Source organism: Micromonospora sp. NPDC003944 (assembly GCF_053605225.1).
Window position 1 is genome coordinate 32,946 of record NZ_JBSGIV010000038.1, and the last position, 14,831, is coordinate 47,776.

A 14,831-nucleotide genomic window follows, 5' to 3' on the forward strand; every position below is an offset into this window, starting at 1 on the left:
GATGACCCGACGACGACTCACGGCCGCACTGGCGGCGCTCCTGCTCACGGTGATCCCGTTGGCGGTCGCGCCCGCCTCCGCCGCCCCCCGAGCCGCGGAACAGGTGCTGACCTGGACCGCCGACGACAGCATCACCCGCTACAAGTCCGCGCCCACCACCGCGGTGGCCGGGGCGACCACGATCATCTGGGAGAACAGCGCGGCCACCGGCAACACGACCGGGATGCCGCACACCCTGACCTTCGACACCAGCACCGAGGGCTACAACCACGACGTCACCCTCAACATCCTGGCCAGCCCGTTCGACGCCAACGACGGCCGGCACCAGGCGACAGTCACGCTGACCCCGGGTCGGTACCGCTACTTCTGCTCGATCCCGGGCCACAGCTCGATGGTCGGCGAACTGGTCGTCACCGAGGGAGGCGGAGGTGGCGACACCACACCGCCGACGGTGGCCGCCACCGTCGCCGGTGACCAGGACCCGGACGGCAACTACGTCGGTGCGGCCACGGTGACAGTGACGGCCACCGACGCCGACTCCGGTGTGCAGTCCGTCGAGTACCAGGTCGACGACACCAGCTTCACGCCGTACACCGAGCCGGTGCGGGTGACCGCCATCGGTGACCACGCGGTGCAGTTCCGCGCCACCGACGTCGCCGGCAACACCAGCGCCGTCGGCTCGGTGTCGTTCCGGATCGTCGAGGCGGGGGAGGAGGACACCACCCCGCCGGTGGTCACCGCCGCGCTGGCCGGCGACCGCGACGGCGACGGCAACTACATCGGTACGGCCACCGCCACGCTGACCGCCACCGACAGCGGATCAGGTGTCGCCACCATCGAGTACGCGCTGGACGGGGCGGCCTTCACCGCGTACGCGAACCCGATCGTGGTGACAGCGGCCGGGATGCACATGCTGCACTACCGGGCGACAGACGTCGCCGGCAACACCTCGGCCGAACAGATGTCCCACTTCACCGTCGTCGAGCCGCAGGCCGAGGACACCACGCCACCCACGGTCGCCGCCACGGTGGCCGGTGACCGAAACGACGACGGCGGGTACGTCGGGGCCGCGACCGTGACCGTGACCGCCACCGACGCCGAGTCGGGTGTGGCAACTGTCGAGTACGCGCTCGACGCCGCAGGCTGGACGGCGTACGCCGCTCCGGTCGTGGTCCGCACCCCGGGCGCGCACACGGTGCGGTACCGGGCGACCGACAGGGCGGGGAACGCCTCCGCCGAGCAGTCGACGACGTTCACCGTGGTGGCCGACGGCACCGACCGCTGCCCCGAGTCGGACACCCGGGCCACGGTGGTCATCGACGGTGCCGACACCGGTGTGGCGAACGTGGACACCGGCGACGGCTGCACCATCAACGATCTGATCGCCGAACACGCCGACTACCCCGGTCACGCGGAGTTCGTCCGGCACGTCGAGGCGGTCACCGCCGCGCTCGTGACCGGCGGCACGCTCGACCGGCGGCAGCAGGGCGCCATCGTCCGGGCCGCGGCCCGATCGGACGTCGGCGCATGAGCCCTCGAACCTCACCGACAGGGAGTACAACGATGCCCGGACGTACCGTCGCCAAGCTGGCCACCGTGAGCGCCGTCATCGCGGCCTCGGTGCTGGCCGTGGCCCCCACCGCCCACGCCGACCTGGTCACCCACTGCATCGGCACCGGCGGTGCGGTCACCGTGCCCAACGACCTGCTGGTGCCCGCCGGCGAGTCCTGCGCGCTGACCGGCACCACCGTCACCGGCAACGTCACCGTCGCGGCCGGCGGCAACCTGGTGGTGACCAACGGTCGGGTCAGCGGCGAGGTCCGCGTCGCCGCCGACGGGTACCTCGACGCGACCGGGACCACTGTCGACGGCCAGGTCGTGCTCGCGGCCGGCGGGTACGGCATCTTCCTGAAGGACGCCCGCACCGGCACCCTCACGGTGCGGCCGAAGGGCTCCACGACCATCGACAGCTTCCTGTTCGCCGAGGGGTCCACGGTCACCGGGAACGTCAGCGTCGGCGCCGGTGAGGTCCGCCTCGACGGCGGCACCCAGGTGCAGCGCAACCTGAGCAGCACCGGCACCTACTACACCGACCTGCACGACTCGTTCGTCGACGGCACGCTGTCGGTGCTCAACAGCGCCACCGGAAGCGTGGTGTGCGGCAGCGCGGTGCAGGGTCGGGCCACCTTCGCCGGCAACGTGGGCGGCGTGCAGCTCGGCCCGAACGGCACCCTCGACAGCTGCGCCTCCGGTGGTTACTGGGGCGCGGACGTGAGCGTCACCAGCACCACCGGTGGCGTCACCGTCGACGACAACATCATCAACGGCTCGTTGACGGTGACGTCCAACGACCCGGCCGCCCAGGTCGCCGCGACCAACCGGATTCGCGGCGGTGTGACCGGCGACCAGGCGGCCCCCACCACCAACAGGTCCGCCCGCGTAGCCGGCGCGGACCGCGAGGAGGCTGGCGACGAGCGGGCCGAGCTTCGGCGTAACTCGGCGGTGCAGGAGGCCACCGAGGCGGGCGCAGCCCGGCTCTGACCGACCGACGCGGCGGTGGCCGGTCACCTCGGATCGAGGGGTGACCGGCCACCGTTCGGATGGCATGCTCGACACCATGGTCCTCAGCCGCCGGATCAGCGTGCTGCCCCTGGTGCTGTGTCTGCTGCTCAACGGGTGCGCGGAACAGCGCGACGGCGACACGATGGCGCGGGACCTCGCGGCGGCAGAGGCGAAACGCCTCGATGACGATCTCACCCGCGACCGGGTCCGGGACGCCGAGTGGCTCGCCGCGACCCACGTCCCGGAGACGGTGGAGGGCACCAACTCGACCATCCGACGGGAACCACTCGCATGGTCGGGGCGCACCGGCATCACCGAGCAGGCCGTCATCGACGTGCGGATCGTGGTCACGGTCGCGGAGGATGACGGGGCCGCCTTCGGGGACCTGGGCAACTCCGCCGGCCAGGCCACGCGGTGCTACCGCTACCGGCTCGAACTCCAGCGCCACACGCCGTACCAGGAGATGGACTGCCCGTCGGTGGCCACTCCGCCGGTGCCCAGCGCAGGGCCGATCCCGGCGCTGCCCCCGGACGCACGCGACCGGCTCAGCGTGGCGCTGCGCACCGCCACACCTGGCACCCTCGCGGGCGCGGTGCGGGCGGCGTTTCCCGCCAGGCACATCACCGTCGACACGGCCACCCACAAGGGCGTACTCGTCGCCGCGGTGGGCGTCCCCGCCGAGCGGGAATGTCTCCTCCTGATCCGGACCCTCTCCGGAGCAGTCGAGTCACCCGGGTACGACCCCACCTGGCTGCAACCCGGCGAGACAGGGTGCAGGACCGGGCTGTACGTCTCGCCACCGCGGTAGAGGCCGGCCGCAGCCACGCTGGCCGAGGTGGTGTGGGGACGCTGTGGAGCTGAATCGTCTGCGACATCGGTTCGACCTGGCGTCGGCGGCTCCGCATCGACACCCTCAGCGCCACACGACCGGCGACCACCTTGCGGCTCTCGCCCGATTCGTTGACGACATCAGCCTCAGAGGCACTGCCGGGCATGCGTCCCCCCCCCGGAGTCCGGGCGGGCGGCCGCGAGGGCTCAACCGGCACGCCGATGGCGCTGCACGTAGGCGCGTACCCGGGCGCGGTTGCCGCAGTCGAGCGGATCGCACCAGCGTCGGCTGTGGTTGCGGGTGCTGTCCAGGAACAGCCAGCCGCAGCCCTCGCCGTCACCCGCCGCAATCCCGTGTACTCACTGGTTCAGCGTCGCTGCCTCGCGGCTCTCTCGACTTCGCGGAGGACAAGGCCGAGGGTTTGCGATCGGCGGTTGGTCGGTAGTGCAGCCCATGCGCGTCGGGCGTGTGCCAGTCCGCCGGGTCCGTCGCCGGCTTTGGCCATCATGAGGGCGCGATGGAGTTCGATATGGGTGGCGAAGCGGGTCAGCGCAGCGGGCCGGAGGCGGTCTGCGTCGCCTTGGGCCTGCTCTCCGCGTTGAATGAGCCCTAAACGGGCGTAGAGCATGGATCGGAAGGTCGCCATGCGCCAGGCGGGCACGGCGGCGTCGGAGATCTCGCCGTCGGCCGATGCGGTGCGCTCGAAGACACGTTGGGCGTCTTCATCTGCGGCGATGGCTGTGGCGGTGTCGCCTCGTCCGGCGGCGATGTGGGCGCGGGCCATCAGCGCTTGGAGTTGGCCGAGTGACGGTCGGTCGGACAGGCCAATCGCTTCGTCCGCGTAGCGCTGCGCGACGGGGAGTGCGGCACCTTCGTAGGCCAGGGCGATGGCGGCTCGGCCGCGTACCCAGACGCGGACAGCGAGGTCGTTGGAGCGGTCGGCGGCGACCCGGGCAGTGTCATACCAGCCGATGGCCTCGGTGGGATCCTTCGTCGTCTTTCCGTAGGTGGTCAGGGCGCGGGCCGCGGTGGCCCACATGATCGGGCTGTCGAGCTGCTGTTGCATGACGACGAGGTCGTTGGCGAGCCTGATTTGAAGAGAGTCCGCGCCGATCTCCATGTAGTCGCGGCCGTACTGGTCGACGCGGTCACGCCAACCATCGGCGTCGTCGCGGTGTCCGGTGAGGGCGGCGGTGAAGCCGTTACGGATCAAGTCGTTGGCAGCGATCGGGCCGATGGTGGCTGCGGTGAGAAGGTCTCTACGTCTCACGTCGGCTTCTCCCAACGCTCGCGCATACGCGAGCACAACGTCCGGCGTCGCGGTCCGGCGTCCTGCTTCGACATTGCTGAGGTGCGAGGCCGAGTAGCAGGTACGGGCCGCGATGGAGGCCAGGGTCACGCCGACCTCAAGCCGAGCCTGCCTCAATTCCGCACCGAGGTCATCCATCGGATCCCCTCTGAAAGGTCCTGAAAGCATCGAGGTGCTTCCGAGCGTAGCCGCACGGTCACCAGAGTAGATCCCACATGATGCGGGAGCGGAAGCACTGCGGAGGCAGGGATGAGTGACAACACCGCAGGCGACAGGACCGGCGAGCGGGTGCAGGCTGCGGAGCAGGAAGCAGCCAGGAGGCGGATTCTGGAGCAGGCCGAGTCCGAGCGCATTCCTGTTGCGGAAACGACGCGGGCGGTGCCGGATCGGCGGTGGCGTCGTGACCGGTGATTCCGTGCCAATCGGTCGGCGCGTGGCGTACCTGCGAGCACGGCGCAAGCTGTCGCAGCAGTCGTTTGCGGATCGACTGGGAAAATCCAAGAGCTGGGTGGACAAGGTCGAGCGCGGGGTGCGGTCCCTGGAGCGGCTTTCGACGATCCGGGAGGTCGCCGCGGTCCTTCGGTCGACGCCGCGACACTGCTCGGACGGGACGTTCGATCGGTGGAGTTGATCGAGCGCGCGGACGGCGTCTCCAGGATCCGGGCGGCCCTGTCCACGTACGGAATCGCGAGCAGCCGCCCGCCTGCTCGGCGGGATGTGTCACCTGATCAGTTGGGCCGGGCGGTCGGGCACGCGTGGACCACCTACCAGCACGCACGGTATCCGCAGCTGATCGAGCAGCTTCCAGCGTTGTTGACAGATGTTCAACGGCTGCAAGCACAGGAATCAGGGGCGGACCGTACGGTCGTGGTGGAGGCGTATCGGGTGACGGCGGCGTTGCTGGTCAAGTTGGACGAGGCAAGCCTCGCCTGGCTGGCTGCCGATCGGGCAATGTCCGCCGCCATCGGTGATCCGGTGCTCCTGGCCTGTGCGGCGGTGCAGCTCGGCCAGGTGCTGCGCGCGTCATCCCGGGTGAAGTCGGTAATGCTGGCCGCCGCGTGCGGGATTGCTCCAGCCGATCCGAAGGACGGCACAGCACAGGAGCTGTCTCTGTGCGGATCGCTGCTCGTACAGGCTGCCCTGACAGCGGCCAGAGCGGGCAACGACCGCGACGCTGGTGCGTTGCTGAACGAGGCGATGGAGATGGCGATGCGGGTGGGCGATGGACACGATCACCATCACACCGCCTTCGGGCCGGTTGCCGTTGATCTGGCCCGAATTACCGCGGCGATCGAGCTGGGCGACGGGAAGCGCGCGGTCACGCAGCATGAGGAGGTCGTCGAACGAGAGGGGTGGCGATGGTTGCCGCTCGAACATCGTGCTGCCCATCTCGTCGACGTCGCTCGCGCGTACCTTCAGGTCGGCGACGTGATCACGGCGGCTCGGAGCCTGCTGCTGGTCAACAACTTCGCACCATCGGAGATGCGGCACCGGCCGGCGGCGCGGCGCGTCGTCGCCGAGGTTTGCCGACGGGCAGACGCCCCTACGACGATCACCGACCTCGCCATTGGCCTCGGCCTGGTCTGAGCGCGGATGCCGTCCGGAACCGCCGGAGCCTAGCCCGGGCTGACCGACGCTCTGGTCGGCCTCGCGCCGCCACCGTTCGACCCGCGCTTGCGTGGCGGTGCCGGCGTCGGAAGAATCCCCGGCCATGTCGGACGATCACCAGCCAGACCATGGCGAGGTCGAGACGGACATCGAGGACTGCGTCGCCAACTGCCCGATCGACGCGGAGTTGGCCGATCAACTCATCGGGTTGGCCGACCTGCCCTGGCACGATCCCGCCGTCACCAGCCAGGCGATGCGGAGCCTCGGCTGGTCCACCGAGGGGGTGCCCACCGACGAGGCGCGCCTCGTTACTCCAGCCGGCCACGCCGTCTACACCGACTACGGCCTCTACCTGCCCTTTGTCCACTACTATGTGGTGGGCGGAGAGCTGTGGCCGGACGACTTCTGGGGTTCGCAGCCCGGCTGGACGAGTGAGCGGGGCGCCGGGCGCGCGGAGTTCGAGGCGTACCTCGACGCGGCGATCGACCGGTTCGCCGAACGGCTCGGCCCACCGGAGTGTGACGTCCGCACCGAGGGCAGGCACCTGGCCATCGGCCGGTACTCCTGGCGGTACGCCGCTTGGCGGCGGGGCGGCACCATCCTCGTGGTCGGTCCAGCCCTGGACGGCTACTCCTACGGTCAGGACGAGGAGGCCGTCGTCTACATCGGGGAGTTCGCCCAGGATCGGCCGCTTCCGGCGGCAGCCGACTTCCTCAAGCTGCTGCGTAAGTAGGTAGGCACGTCGGCTGGCGCGAGGTCTCCGGCTTCCGGCTCGGCCTGGAGGCCGAACCGCGCACCGGAGACCTCGCGGGCCGGGTCAGCTCAGAAGTTGCCCGCCGAGTTGCACTTCACGCCCTGGTCGAGGCAGTTGCGCACCCGCGCGGCGAGCGCCTCGTCCTTCCACGCGTTGAAGAAGTCCGCGTGCATGGAGAACGACGTGCCGGACGCGAGGGTGATGCCGTCCGTGTTCGCGCTCAACGGGTAGGAGATCACGAAGGACACCGACGGAACGGGCACCGGGTGGCTCTTCGGGCACGCCCCGGTGTGGTCCCCGTTGGCCATGTGCGCCTTGTGGTCAGGGCTGTCCAGGTGCTTGCCGTCCCAGCAGTCCGGGAAGGTGATCTGCCGGACGATGTGCGCGGTCTTGGCGCAGACCGGGAACGTCTTGTCGGCGCTGCGGCCGATCTCTCCACCGATGCCGGCGCACCAGAAGTGGTTGCCCTGCTTGTCCGGGGTGTCGACCTGGTTCTTGGCGTTGCCGGTGATCATCCGCAGGCCGAACGGGAAGGGTTGGGTCTTGCTCGGGTCCTTCAGGCGGGAACCGTAGTAGACGGTCACCTCCTTCGGGTCCACCACCTTGCCGTTCTGGTACATCGTCGGCACCCAGTAGGCGGACTGGTCGTCCGGCGAGTTGCAGGTGGTGGCCTTCGATGCCCGCAGCGACTCGGCGGTCGAGTTGGCGTCGGTCGACCTGTTGCCCCAGAACGTGTGGTTGTGCGACCCGCCCACCAGCTTGGGCAGCACGATCGGGTCGTCGCTGTTGTGGTGGCTGGTCGTACAGCCGACGTTGAACTCGGGCACCTTGACCGGGTTTCCGGTCACCGGCTTGGGCTTGCGCGCGAAGAACGCCTTCGTCGCGGCGGCCTGCGCGGCGGCGTCGATGGTGATCCAGCCGCCGGAGGCGGTGGGCGGTGCGGCGCTGGTCGCCGGAGTGGACGGCTTACCCGGCGCGGACGGGGTGGCCGACGTGCCCGGGGCGCTCGGCGTGGCGGACGGGTCGCCCGGGGTCGTGGCCGTCGGAGCGTCGGGGCCGGACGTGCCGATGCCGGTGTCGCTGGACGGGCCGGAGGCGCCCGGTGTCGCCGGTGCCTCCTTGCAGCCGCCGGCGAGCGCCACGCTCACCAGTAGCAGGGCGGTGACGGAACGACGGTGTCGAGGGGTGGATCGGAGATTTATCAACGGGGGCGCACCTTTCTTCCGAGAACGAAGAGTACGAGTGGACCCCCTGCTCGTTTCCAACTGAAACGATTAAATCTCCCTTAAATATCGCTCCGGGACTGCCGGTAACCCTTTTGTGGAGCCGCCACGATGTCGACTCAATCTCAATTCTCTGATTCTCTCCGAAAAACCGTAATCGACGACTGTGGCGTCACTCTGCCGTGTGGGGTGCTCGGCCCCGGTCGGTTAGCAGCTCTTGCGTGCCTTGCGCAGGAAGGTCTCCCGGGACACCACAGTTGTCGAGTCATGTCCGCGCGGCGCCAGCACCTGGTCGGGGCCGATACGGGGCAGATCCGCGAGGGTGAAGTCCACCGAGATGGCGTCGTGGCGACTCGACCCGCCGAGGCTGTAGGTGACCCCGGGCCGAAGCTCGGTGAGCGGCTCGACGTCCACGTCGATGCCGGCCTCGCTTGCCGGGATGTCGACGGCGTCGGCGACCTCCCAGCCCTGCGGCGGCTGGCCCAGCAGGGCGACCTCGACGACCTTGCTCGCGGGCGCGCCGTGCACGCCCCACTTGACCAGGGGGCGAGGGCCCGGATCGTCGGGGTGGTCGTCTTCGAACACGCCAAGCCGCACGAAGTCGTCGTCGCAGGTGACCAGCACGCCGACCGGTTGGCCGTCCTGGACGGCGAGAGCGACGAGCGGCTCGTCCGGTGGGCTACAGGCGGTCAGGAGGAGGAGAAGGGGGAGCGGTAGCAGAATCCACGGACGTCGTCTTCTGTGCATGTCGGCAGCATTCCACGTCGGCATCACGCTTCGATGCCCCGAGGATCACGAAAGGGAGGCGCAGCCGATACGTGCCATCGTGAAGGTCCCCCTTCGCGGCGTGATTTCGCGGAAACGACGCAGGGCGACGTGTACGCGGAGAGAATTGCCGCCACGGAGGTCACGGAAGTCGGGGGGTCGGTCGATGGGGTTACGAAGGCGAATGACGCTCGTGACGGTGGCCGTCGCGGCGACACCGTTGGTCCTCGGTGGATGCACCACCGAGCGGAAGGTCACCGCGCGCCCCGCCGAGCAGGTGGTGCCGTCGCCGGAGTTGACCCTCACACCCGCCGACCTGTCCCGGAACGTGCCGCTCAGCGCCGAGGTGGCGCCGCTCGTCACCGGCGGAACGATCACCGCCGTCCGCATCGTCGACGACACGGGCGCGCTGGTCAGGGCGGAGCCACGGGAGGACGGCTCATCCTGGGTGCCGACCGCGCCGTTGCGGCCGCAGCGCACCTACACGGCGGCGGTGACCGCCACCGGCGACTCCGGGAGGACGACCACCCGCACCACCACCTTCACGACCGTGGCGGCCTCGACGAAGCCGCAGGTGACGAGCACGCTCTACGTCGCCGACAAGCGGACGTACGGCACTGCCATGCCGGTGACCATCGGCTTCGACCCGCCCATCGCCAGGGCGGCCCGCGCCGACGTGCAGCGTCGGTTGTTCGTCACGACCAGTCCACCCCAGCCTGGTGCCTGGTCCTGGGTGGACGACGGCAGCCAGGTCTTCTACCGGGCCCCCGACTTCTGGCGGCCGGGCACGACCATCAGTGTCCGGGCCGGCCTGGAGGGCCTGCCGATCGGGAAGAACCTCGTCGGTGACGCCGACCGCACCGCGACGTCCCGGATCGGACGGCAGGTGGCGCTCGAGGTCGACAACGCCACCAAGCAGATGCGCGTGCTGCGTGACGGCAAACTGATCCGGAAGATCCCGGTCAGCCTCGGCAAGCGCAGCACCCCCACGTCCAGCGGCAAGATGGTGATCATGGAGAAGCACCGGTATACCACGTTCGACACGCGCGGCGAGCCGAACGGCGGCTACGTGGTGAACGTCGAGGACGCGCAGCGGCTCACCTGGGGCGGCGAGTTCATCCACGGCGCACCCTGGTCGGTGTCGGACCAGGGGCACCGTAACGTCTCGCACGGCTGCACGAACATCTCGGCGGCCAATGCCGACTGGCTGATGGGCGTCACCCAGGTCGGCGATCTGGTCACCGTCACCGGCACCGAGGTCCGGCTCCAGGCGGGCAACGGCTGGACCGCCTGGAACACCAGTTGGGCCCAGTTCGTCAAGGGCAGCGCGCTGCCCGTACCCGAGGATCTTCGACAAGCCCCGGCGTCGCCGGCGCCCGCCCGCGCGGTCGCCGGTGGCGTGCCGACGCCGGGCCCGTCCGCGCCCGTCGGCTGAACGGCCGGGCGTCCCGGCAGGCCGCCGAGCTACGCTCGAACCTGACGTTCATGTGAGGGACAGGGCTGTGTGGCCGGCGTCACCGGCCCGGGGAGGGTCCATGCGGATCGGGGAACTCGCCACGACGGCAGGGGTATCGGTGCGAGCCCTGCGCTACTACGAGGAGCAGGGCCTCCTGACCGCCGCCCGAAGCAGTGGCGGCCAGCGCCACTACCGCGCCGACGCGGTCGAACGGGTGCGTCTGATCCAGATGCTGTACGCCGCCGGCCTGTCCAGCAAGACCATCCTGGACCTGCTGCCCTGCGTCGACGCGAAGGTCAACACACCGCAGTCGCGGGCCTTGCTGCGCACCGAGCGCGACCGCATCGATCGGCAGATCAGCCAACTTCGGCAGGCACGCGAGCGGCTCGACGCGGTCATCACGCTCAGTGAGAGCCCGGCCAGCGGTTGCACCCGGACGGACACTGACGCACTCGTGGCGTAGGACGCGGCGTCTGACCGCGTGCCGATCGGTGGCTGTTCAGCAGGACGGCGCTCGGCGTGTCGAGCTGCTCAGCCGCCACCGATCGCGGAATGGGCCAGCTCGGGGATGCCGTAGTGCTTGTCGAGGACCTGCATGGCGGCGCCCGCGGCGATCACGTCCGCGCCGAGACTGGACAGGGCAACGTTCGTGGTCAGCCAGTGCGCGCGTCGCGCGTCCGCGTGGACGGCCTCGGTGACCGCCGCGAGGTAGGTCTGCGGGTGCCGGAGGAGGTCCGCGCCCGCCAGAACCACGTGGGCGAGGTCCAGGGTCTGGAGCAGGTTGACGACGCCCACGGCCAGCACCCGGGCGGCGTGGGCGACGTCCCCGGCCTTGAAGGCGTGCTGGTGCACGATCTCCAGGCATCCGTGACGGCCGCAGACGCAGCGGGGCCCGGTCAGGTCCACCACCGTGTGGCCGAACTCGCCCGCGTTGGTGTGCGCCCCCCGGTGGGCCGCGCCGCCCAGCCAGAAGCCGCCGCCGATGCCGGACTCGACCATGATCAGAGCGGCGTCGCCGAAGGTCGCGCCGTGCCGCCAGGCTTCCGCCGTGATCCCCGCGGTGACGTCCTTGTCCAGGTGGACGGGGAGGCCGAGGTGCTTCTCGGCGATCTCGCGCAGCGGTACGTCGTGCCAGTGCCGCAGGCCGTGGGCGTCCCGGACCAGGCCGTTGGCGTGGTCGAGGGGGCCGATCATGCCGATACCCAGCCCGGTGAGCCGACCCCGCAGGTCACCGGTGCCGGCCATCGTGTCGATGCCGACCCTCAGAGCGTCGAGGAGCTGCTCCGGGGTGAAGTCGCGGGGCAGCGGACTGACGGCGGAGTGGTGCACGGTGCCGGCCAGGTCGACCAGGACCAGCCGCAGCGTACGCCGGGCCACGTGGGCGCCGATCGCGAAGCGGCTGTCCGGGACGAGTTCGTAGACGACAGCGGGCTTGCCGATGCCTGGACGTCGGACGCCAGCGGGGCGGATCAGACCGTCGGCGGTGAGCCGGGCGATGACCTTGGAGACCGCCTGCGGTGTCAGGCCGGTCGCCTCGACCACTGTCGCGCGTTCGAATGTGCGAGCGGTACGCCCCACCGCCATCACCAGGGCCTGGTTGTAGCCGCGCAGGAAGGTGACGTCGGCAGTGACGCGAGTCATCTCACCACCCTATTACGCAACGCTGTTGCTAAATTTTTTCGGTGATCGAGTTGAGTAGAGGTCGACGGCTGGCGGCGCTGGCCGCTCTGGCACTTGGTGGCGTCGCGGTCGGCCTGACCGAGTTCGTGGCTATGGGCCTGCTGCCCGACATCGCCCGTAACCTGCTCCCGCACGAGTACGCGCAGTCGTCGTCGGACGCGGTCGCCCGCGCGGGCTGGATGATCACCGCATACGCCCTCGGCGTGGTCGTCGGCGCGCCGTTGATCGCCGCGTTGAGCGCGCGCCTGCCCCGCAAGAAGCTCGTTCTCGGGCTGCTCGTGCTCTTCGCCGTCGGCACTGTCGCGTCCGCGGTCGCCCCCACCTTCGACCTGGTGCTGGTGGCCCGGTTCGTGGCGGCGCTGCCGCACGGCGCGTACTTCGGTGCGGCAGGTCTGCTCGCGGCGACCCTGATGGGCCCGGGCAACGAGGCGCGTGGCTTCGCCACCGTGCTCGGCGGCCTGACCGTGAGCAATCTGGTCGGCGTACCGCTCGTCACCCGGCTCGGGCAGGCGGCCGACTGGCGTGTCGCGTACCTGGTCATCGCCGGCTTCTTCCTGCTCACCCTGCTGGCGGTGCTGGCGGTCGTGCCGGAGGTCGCCGCGGCGGTCGACGGCTCGCCGGCCGCCGAGTTGCGGGCGCTGCGGACCTCGCAGGTCTGGCTGGTCGCGGCGACCGGCGCGATCGGTTTCGCCGGGTTCTTCGCGGTGAACACCTACATCGCGCCGGTCACCACCGACGTCACCGGCCTGGCCGCCGCGACGGTGCCGTGGGCGTTGGTCGCGGTGGGCCTCGGGATGACCGTCGGCAACGCCCTGGGCGGCTGGCTGGCGGACCGCGACCTGCAGCGCAGCATGGTCGTCGGCTTCGTGGCGATGATCGTGAGTATCGCCGTGTTCAGCCTGGTGGCGTCGACACGTGTCGGCCTGTTCGTGGGCGCCTTCCTGGTCGGTGCGACAAGCCTCTACCTCGGTCCGGTCCTGCAGGCGCGGCTGATCACCGTCGCCCCGGGTGCGCAGCTGATGGGCGCGGCGCTCAACCAGTCGGCCATGAACATCGCGAACAGCCTGGGCGCTGCCCTGGGCAGCGTCGCCATCGCCGCCGGACTCGGCTACCTCGCGCCGGCCCGGGTGGGCGTCGTGCTGGCGGTCGTCGGGTTGATCCTGGGGTTGGTCAGCTTCGCCGTCGGACGCCGATCGCGCGAGCGGGCCCCCGTCACCGTCGCGACCTGACGGGCCGGGCCGCTTCCGGCACGCGGTCAGAAGTCGTCGACGCCTACCGTGACCCGGTCGGTGCTCGATCTCCAGTTGGGTACGTTGATCACCTCGTAGCCGCCGCCGCGCTGGCCCACGGCGATCCGTACCAGGCCGGGGCGCGCCGGTGTGGCCGGGATGAAGACGTCCATGCCGGTGATGAAGGTCTGACTGAAGAACTCCGGCAACGGAGCCGTCAGGTCCGTGACGCCGTCGCTGCCGTCGTCGAAGGCGAAGATGCCGATCGTCCTCTTGGCGCGCGGCGTGTTCGCCGCGTTCAGGACATCCCTGCCGTTGATCCAGAGGTTGTCGCCGGCATCGCCCTGGTCGCCCCACCACTCCTTCTGGCGTTGAATCGTGAGCGCCGTGTGCCGGTCGCTGGTGTCGACGAGGGCGCTGAGGCCCTCGCCCGGCACGCTCGTCGCGAGGCGTACGAACGAGTCAGAGCGCAGGAACGGCTGGAAGTAGAAGTGGTGCGTGGCGGCGCCGGGGCGCACGATGGCGAACTCGTAACGGGCCGTGGCGAGCACCGGGAGTGGGCCGAACGCGCCGTCGCCGCCGAGCGACAGCCGGTGCGCGGGTCGGTGTGACAGTCGGCTGCCGGTCAGCGGACTCACCGGGTAGACCTCGAGGGTCGCACCGGTGACGCCGGCGTTGCTCGGGAAGAGCACGGCGCGACCGGAGACCCGGGCGGTGCCGAAGAGCTGGGGCACGATCCGGGTCGTGGCCGGCGCGCGGCCCTGGAAGAACCTGAAGATCTCGCCGAACGACTCCGCCGACGACACGGTCTGGGTGTGCGACTGGTCCGGCAGGTGCACGTTCGTCGCGCCGACGATGGTGCGGGCCGGGTCACCCTCGCCCCAGATGGCGAGGGTGGGCACCCCACCTGGCGGTGTGGTCGCGGTGCGCCCGTCCAGGTTGACGTAGTGGGCGACCCGGGCGGCGCGCTCCGGTGAGCTGGTGAGATAGGCCTGCGTGACGAAGGTGCCCAGCGAGTGCGCGACGAGGTCGACCCGGTCCGCGCCGGTGGCTGCCAGCAGGCGGGAGATCCGTGCGTCGAGCCCCGCGTGCACCTGGGGCAGGATCGCCGCGGTGTTCGGCGAGTCGTACTCGTGCGCCTCGATGATGTCGATCGGGTACCCGTTGCTGGTCAGCCGTCTGGCCTGGGACTCGAACTGCGCCGCCGACCCCGCGCTGCCGTGCACGAAGATCACCGGACGGTACGTCCGTGTGGCGGCCTCGGCGGCGTGTGGCACGGTGACGGCGGACAGGCTGGCGGCGAGAGCGACCCCGGTCACCGCGGAGAGCAGCCTCCGGCGAGATGTGTGCATCGAGCCTCCACCTGACGGACGAAGTATGTGCACTGCTAGCGCAAGTATCGTGTCAGGGCGCGGC

Annotated in this window: 15 protein-coding genes and 1 pseudogene; 10 read left to right on the top strand and 6 right to left on the bottom strand. The window is 70.2% G+C overall.

Annotation, left to right across the window (positions count from 1 at the left end):
- Position 1: 1 nt before the first annotated feature.
- The 3 genes and pseudogenes from ACWER9_RS19655 to ACWER9_RS19665 form a co-directional block, all read left to right on the top strand.
- Positions 2-1,324, top strand: a pseudogene (locus tag ACWER9_RS19655) (cupredoxin domain-containing protein); the annotation flags it as partial.
- 239 nt (positions 1,325-1,563) lie between these two features.
- Positions 1,564-2,541 (top strand): hypothetical protein, encoded by a 978-nt coding sequence (locus tag ACWER9_RS19660; RefSeq protein WP_452303184.1) that lies wholly within the window; start codon positions 1,564-1,566, stop codon positions 2,539-2,541.
- A 64-nt stretch (positions 2,542-2,605) separates the two neighbouring features.
- Positions 2,606-3,370 carry a hypothetical protein gene (locus tag ACWER9_RS19665; protein WP_452303185.1) on the top strand — a complete coding sequence of 255 codons (765 nt, stop codon included), beginning with the start codon at positions 2,606-2,608 and terminating at the stop codon, positions 3,368-3,370.
- 227 nt (positions 3,371-3,597) lie between these two features.
- On the opposite strand, the gene ACWER9_RS19670 is transcribed toward ACWER9_RS19665, so the two are convergent.
- On the bottom strand, positions 3,598-3,741 hold the full coding sequence (locus ACWER9_RS19670; protein WP_452303214.1) for a CGNR zinc finger domain-containing protein: 144 nt from the start codon (positions 3,739-3,741) through the stop codon (positions 3,598-3,600).
- 17 nt (positions 3,742-3,758) lie between these two features.
- The gene (locus tag ACWER9_RS19675; RefSeq protein ID WP_452303186.1) at positions 3,759-4,838 is read right to left on the bottom strand and encodes a helix-turn-helix domain-containing protein; all 1,080 of its coding nucleotides are present in this window, start codon (positions 4,836-4,838) and stop codon (positions 3,759-3,761) included.
- Positions 4,839-4,949: 111 nt separating this feature from the next.
- Between ACWER9_RS19675 and ACWER9_RS19680 the strand changes: the two genes are divergently transcribed.
- The 4 genes from ACWER9_RS19680 to ACWER9_RS19695 all read left to right on the top strand — a co-directional run bounded on the left by ACWER9_RS19680 (position 4,950) and on the right by ACWER9_RS19695 (position 7,041).
- Positions 4,950-5,111 carry a hypothetical protein gene (locus ACWER9_RS19680; RefSeq protein WP_452303187.1) on the top strand — a complete coding sequence of 54 codons (162 nt, stop codon included), beginning with the start codon at positions 4,950-4,952 and terminating at the stop codon, positions 5,109-5,111.
- A gap of 22 nt (positions 5,112-5,133) precedes the next feature.
- Entirely contained in the window at positions 5,134-5,331 is a 198-nt protein-coding gene (locus tag ACWER9_RS19685) for a helix-turn-helix domain-containing protein (protein ID WP_452303188.1), read from the top strand.
- On the top strand, positions 5,322-6,287 hold the full coding sequence (locus ACWER9_RS19690; protein ID WP_452303189.1) for a helix-turn-helix domain-containing protein: 966 nt from the start codon (positions 5,322-5,324) through the stop codon (positions 6,285-6,287). The genes ACWER9_RS19685 and ACWER9_RS19690 overlap by 10 nt, the downstream gene beginning before the upstream one ends.
- A gap of 124 nt (positions 6,288-6,411) precedes the next feature.
- Positions 6,412-7,041, top strand: coding sequence for a hypothetical protein (locus ACWER9_RS19695; protein WP_452303190.1), 630 nt, complete (start codon positions 6,412-6,414; stop codon positions 7,039-7,041).
- Between the two features lie 89 nt (positions 7,042-7,130).
- Here ACWER9_RS19695 and ACWER9_RS19700 read toward each other — a convergent pair whose 3' ends face one another.
- Positions 7,131-8,210: a DUF1996 domain-containing protein gene (locus ACWER9_RS19700; RefSeq protein ID WP_452303191.1), complete on the bottom strand. Its 1,080-nt coding sequence runs from the start codon at positions 8,208-8,210 to the stop codon at positions 7,131-7,133.
- Positions 8,211-8,492: 282 nt separating this feature from the next.
- Positions 8,493-9,032, bottom strand: coding sequence for a hypothetical protein (locus ACWER9_RS19705; RefSeq protein WP_452303192.1), 540 nt, complete (start codon positions 9,030-9,032; stop codon positions 8,493-8,495).
- Positions 9,033-9,234: 202 nt separating this feature from the next.
- Between ACWER9_RS19705 and ACWER9_RS19710 the strand changes: the two genes are divergently transcribed.
- Together ACWER9_RS19710 and ACWER9_RS19715 are read left to right on the top strand one after the other, a co-directional pair.
- A complete protein-coding gene (locus ACWER9_RS19710; protein ID WP_452303193.1) occupies positions 9,235-10,485 on the top strand; it encodes an Ig-like domain-containing protein in 1,251 nt (416 codons plus the stop codon).
- A 100-nt stretch (positions 10,486-10,585) separates the two neighbouring features.
- Complete coding sequence (locus tag ACWER9_RS19715; protein ID WP_452303194.1) at positions 10,586-10,969, top strand: MerR family transcriptional regulator; 384 nt, start codon at positions 10,586-10,588, stop codon at positions 10,967-10,969.
- Positions 10,970-11,037: 68 nt separating this feature from the next.
- Here the strand turns inward: ACWER9_RS19715 and ACWER9_RS19720 are convergent, their stop codons facing one another.
- A complete protein-coding gene (locus ACWER9_RS19720; protein ID WP_452303195.1) occupies positions 11,038-12,147 on the bottom strand; it encodes an ROK family protein in 1,110 nt (369 codons plus the stop codon).
- 41 nt (positions 12,148-12,188) lie between these two features.
- On the opposite strand from ACWER9_RS19720, the gene ACWER9_RS19725 reads away from it, so the two are divergent.
- Complete coding sequence (locus ACWER9_RS19725) at positions 12,189-13,415, top strand: MFS transporter (protein WP_452303196.1); 1,227 nt, start codon at positions 12,189-12,191, stop codon at positions 13,413-13,415.
- Positions 13,416-13,441: 26 nt separating this feature from the next.
- On the opposite strand, the gene ACWER9_RS19730 is transcribed toward ACWER9_RS19725, so the two are convergent.
- Positions 13,442-14,767, bottom strand: coding sequence for an alpha/beta fold hydrolase (locus ACWER9_RS19730; RefSeq protein ID WP_452303197.1), 1,326 nt, complete (start codon positions 14,765-14,767; stop codon positions 13,442-13,444).
- Positions 14,768-14,831: the final 64 nt, after the last annotated feature.

Bases quoted from the DNA above. Each gene is read 5' to 3' on its own strand.
- ACWER9_RS19660 (WP_452303184.1), top strand. From the start codon at position 1,564: ATGCCCGGACGTACCGTCGCCAAGCTGGCCACCGTGAGCGCCGTCATC.
- ACWER9_RS19665 (WP_452303185.1), top strand. From the start codon at position 2,606: ATGCTCGACACCATGGTCCTCAGCCGCCGGATCAGCGTGCTGCCCCTG.
- ACWER9_RS19675 (WP_452303186.1), bottom strand. From the start codon at position 4,838: ATGGATGACCTCGGTGCGGAATTGAGGCAGGCTCGGCTTGAGGTCGGC.
- ACWER9_RS19680 (WP_452303187.1), top strand. From the start codon at position 4,950: ATGAGTGACAACACCGCAGGCGACAGGACCGGCGAGCGGGTGCAGGCT.
- ACWER9_RS19695 (WP_452303190.1), top strand. From the start codon at position 6,412: ATGTCGGACGATCACCAGCCAGACCATGGCGAGGTCGAGACGGACATC.
- ACWER9_RS19705 (WP_452303192.1), bottom strand. From the start codon at position 9,032: ATGCACAGAAGACGACGTCCGTGGATTCTGCTACCGCTCCCCCTTCTC.
- ACWER9_RS19710 (WP_452303193.1), top strand. From the start codon at position 9,235: ATGACGCTCGTGACGGTGGCCGTCGCGGCGACACCGTTGGTCCTCGGT.
- ACWER9_RS19715 (WP_452303194.1), top strand. From the start codon at position 10,586: ATGCGGATCGGGGAACTCGCCACGACGGCAGGGGTATCGGTGCGAGCC.
- ACWER9_RS19720 (WP_452303195.1), bottom strand. From the start codon at position 12,147: ATGACTCGCGTCACTGCCGACGTCACCTTCCTGCGCGGCTACAACCAG.
- ACWER9_RS19730 (WP_452303197.1), bottom strand. From the start codon at position 14,767: ATGCACACATCTCGCCGGAGGCTGCTCTCCGCGGTGACCGGGGTCGCT.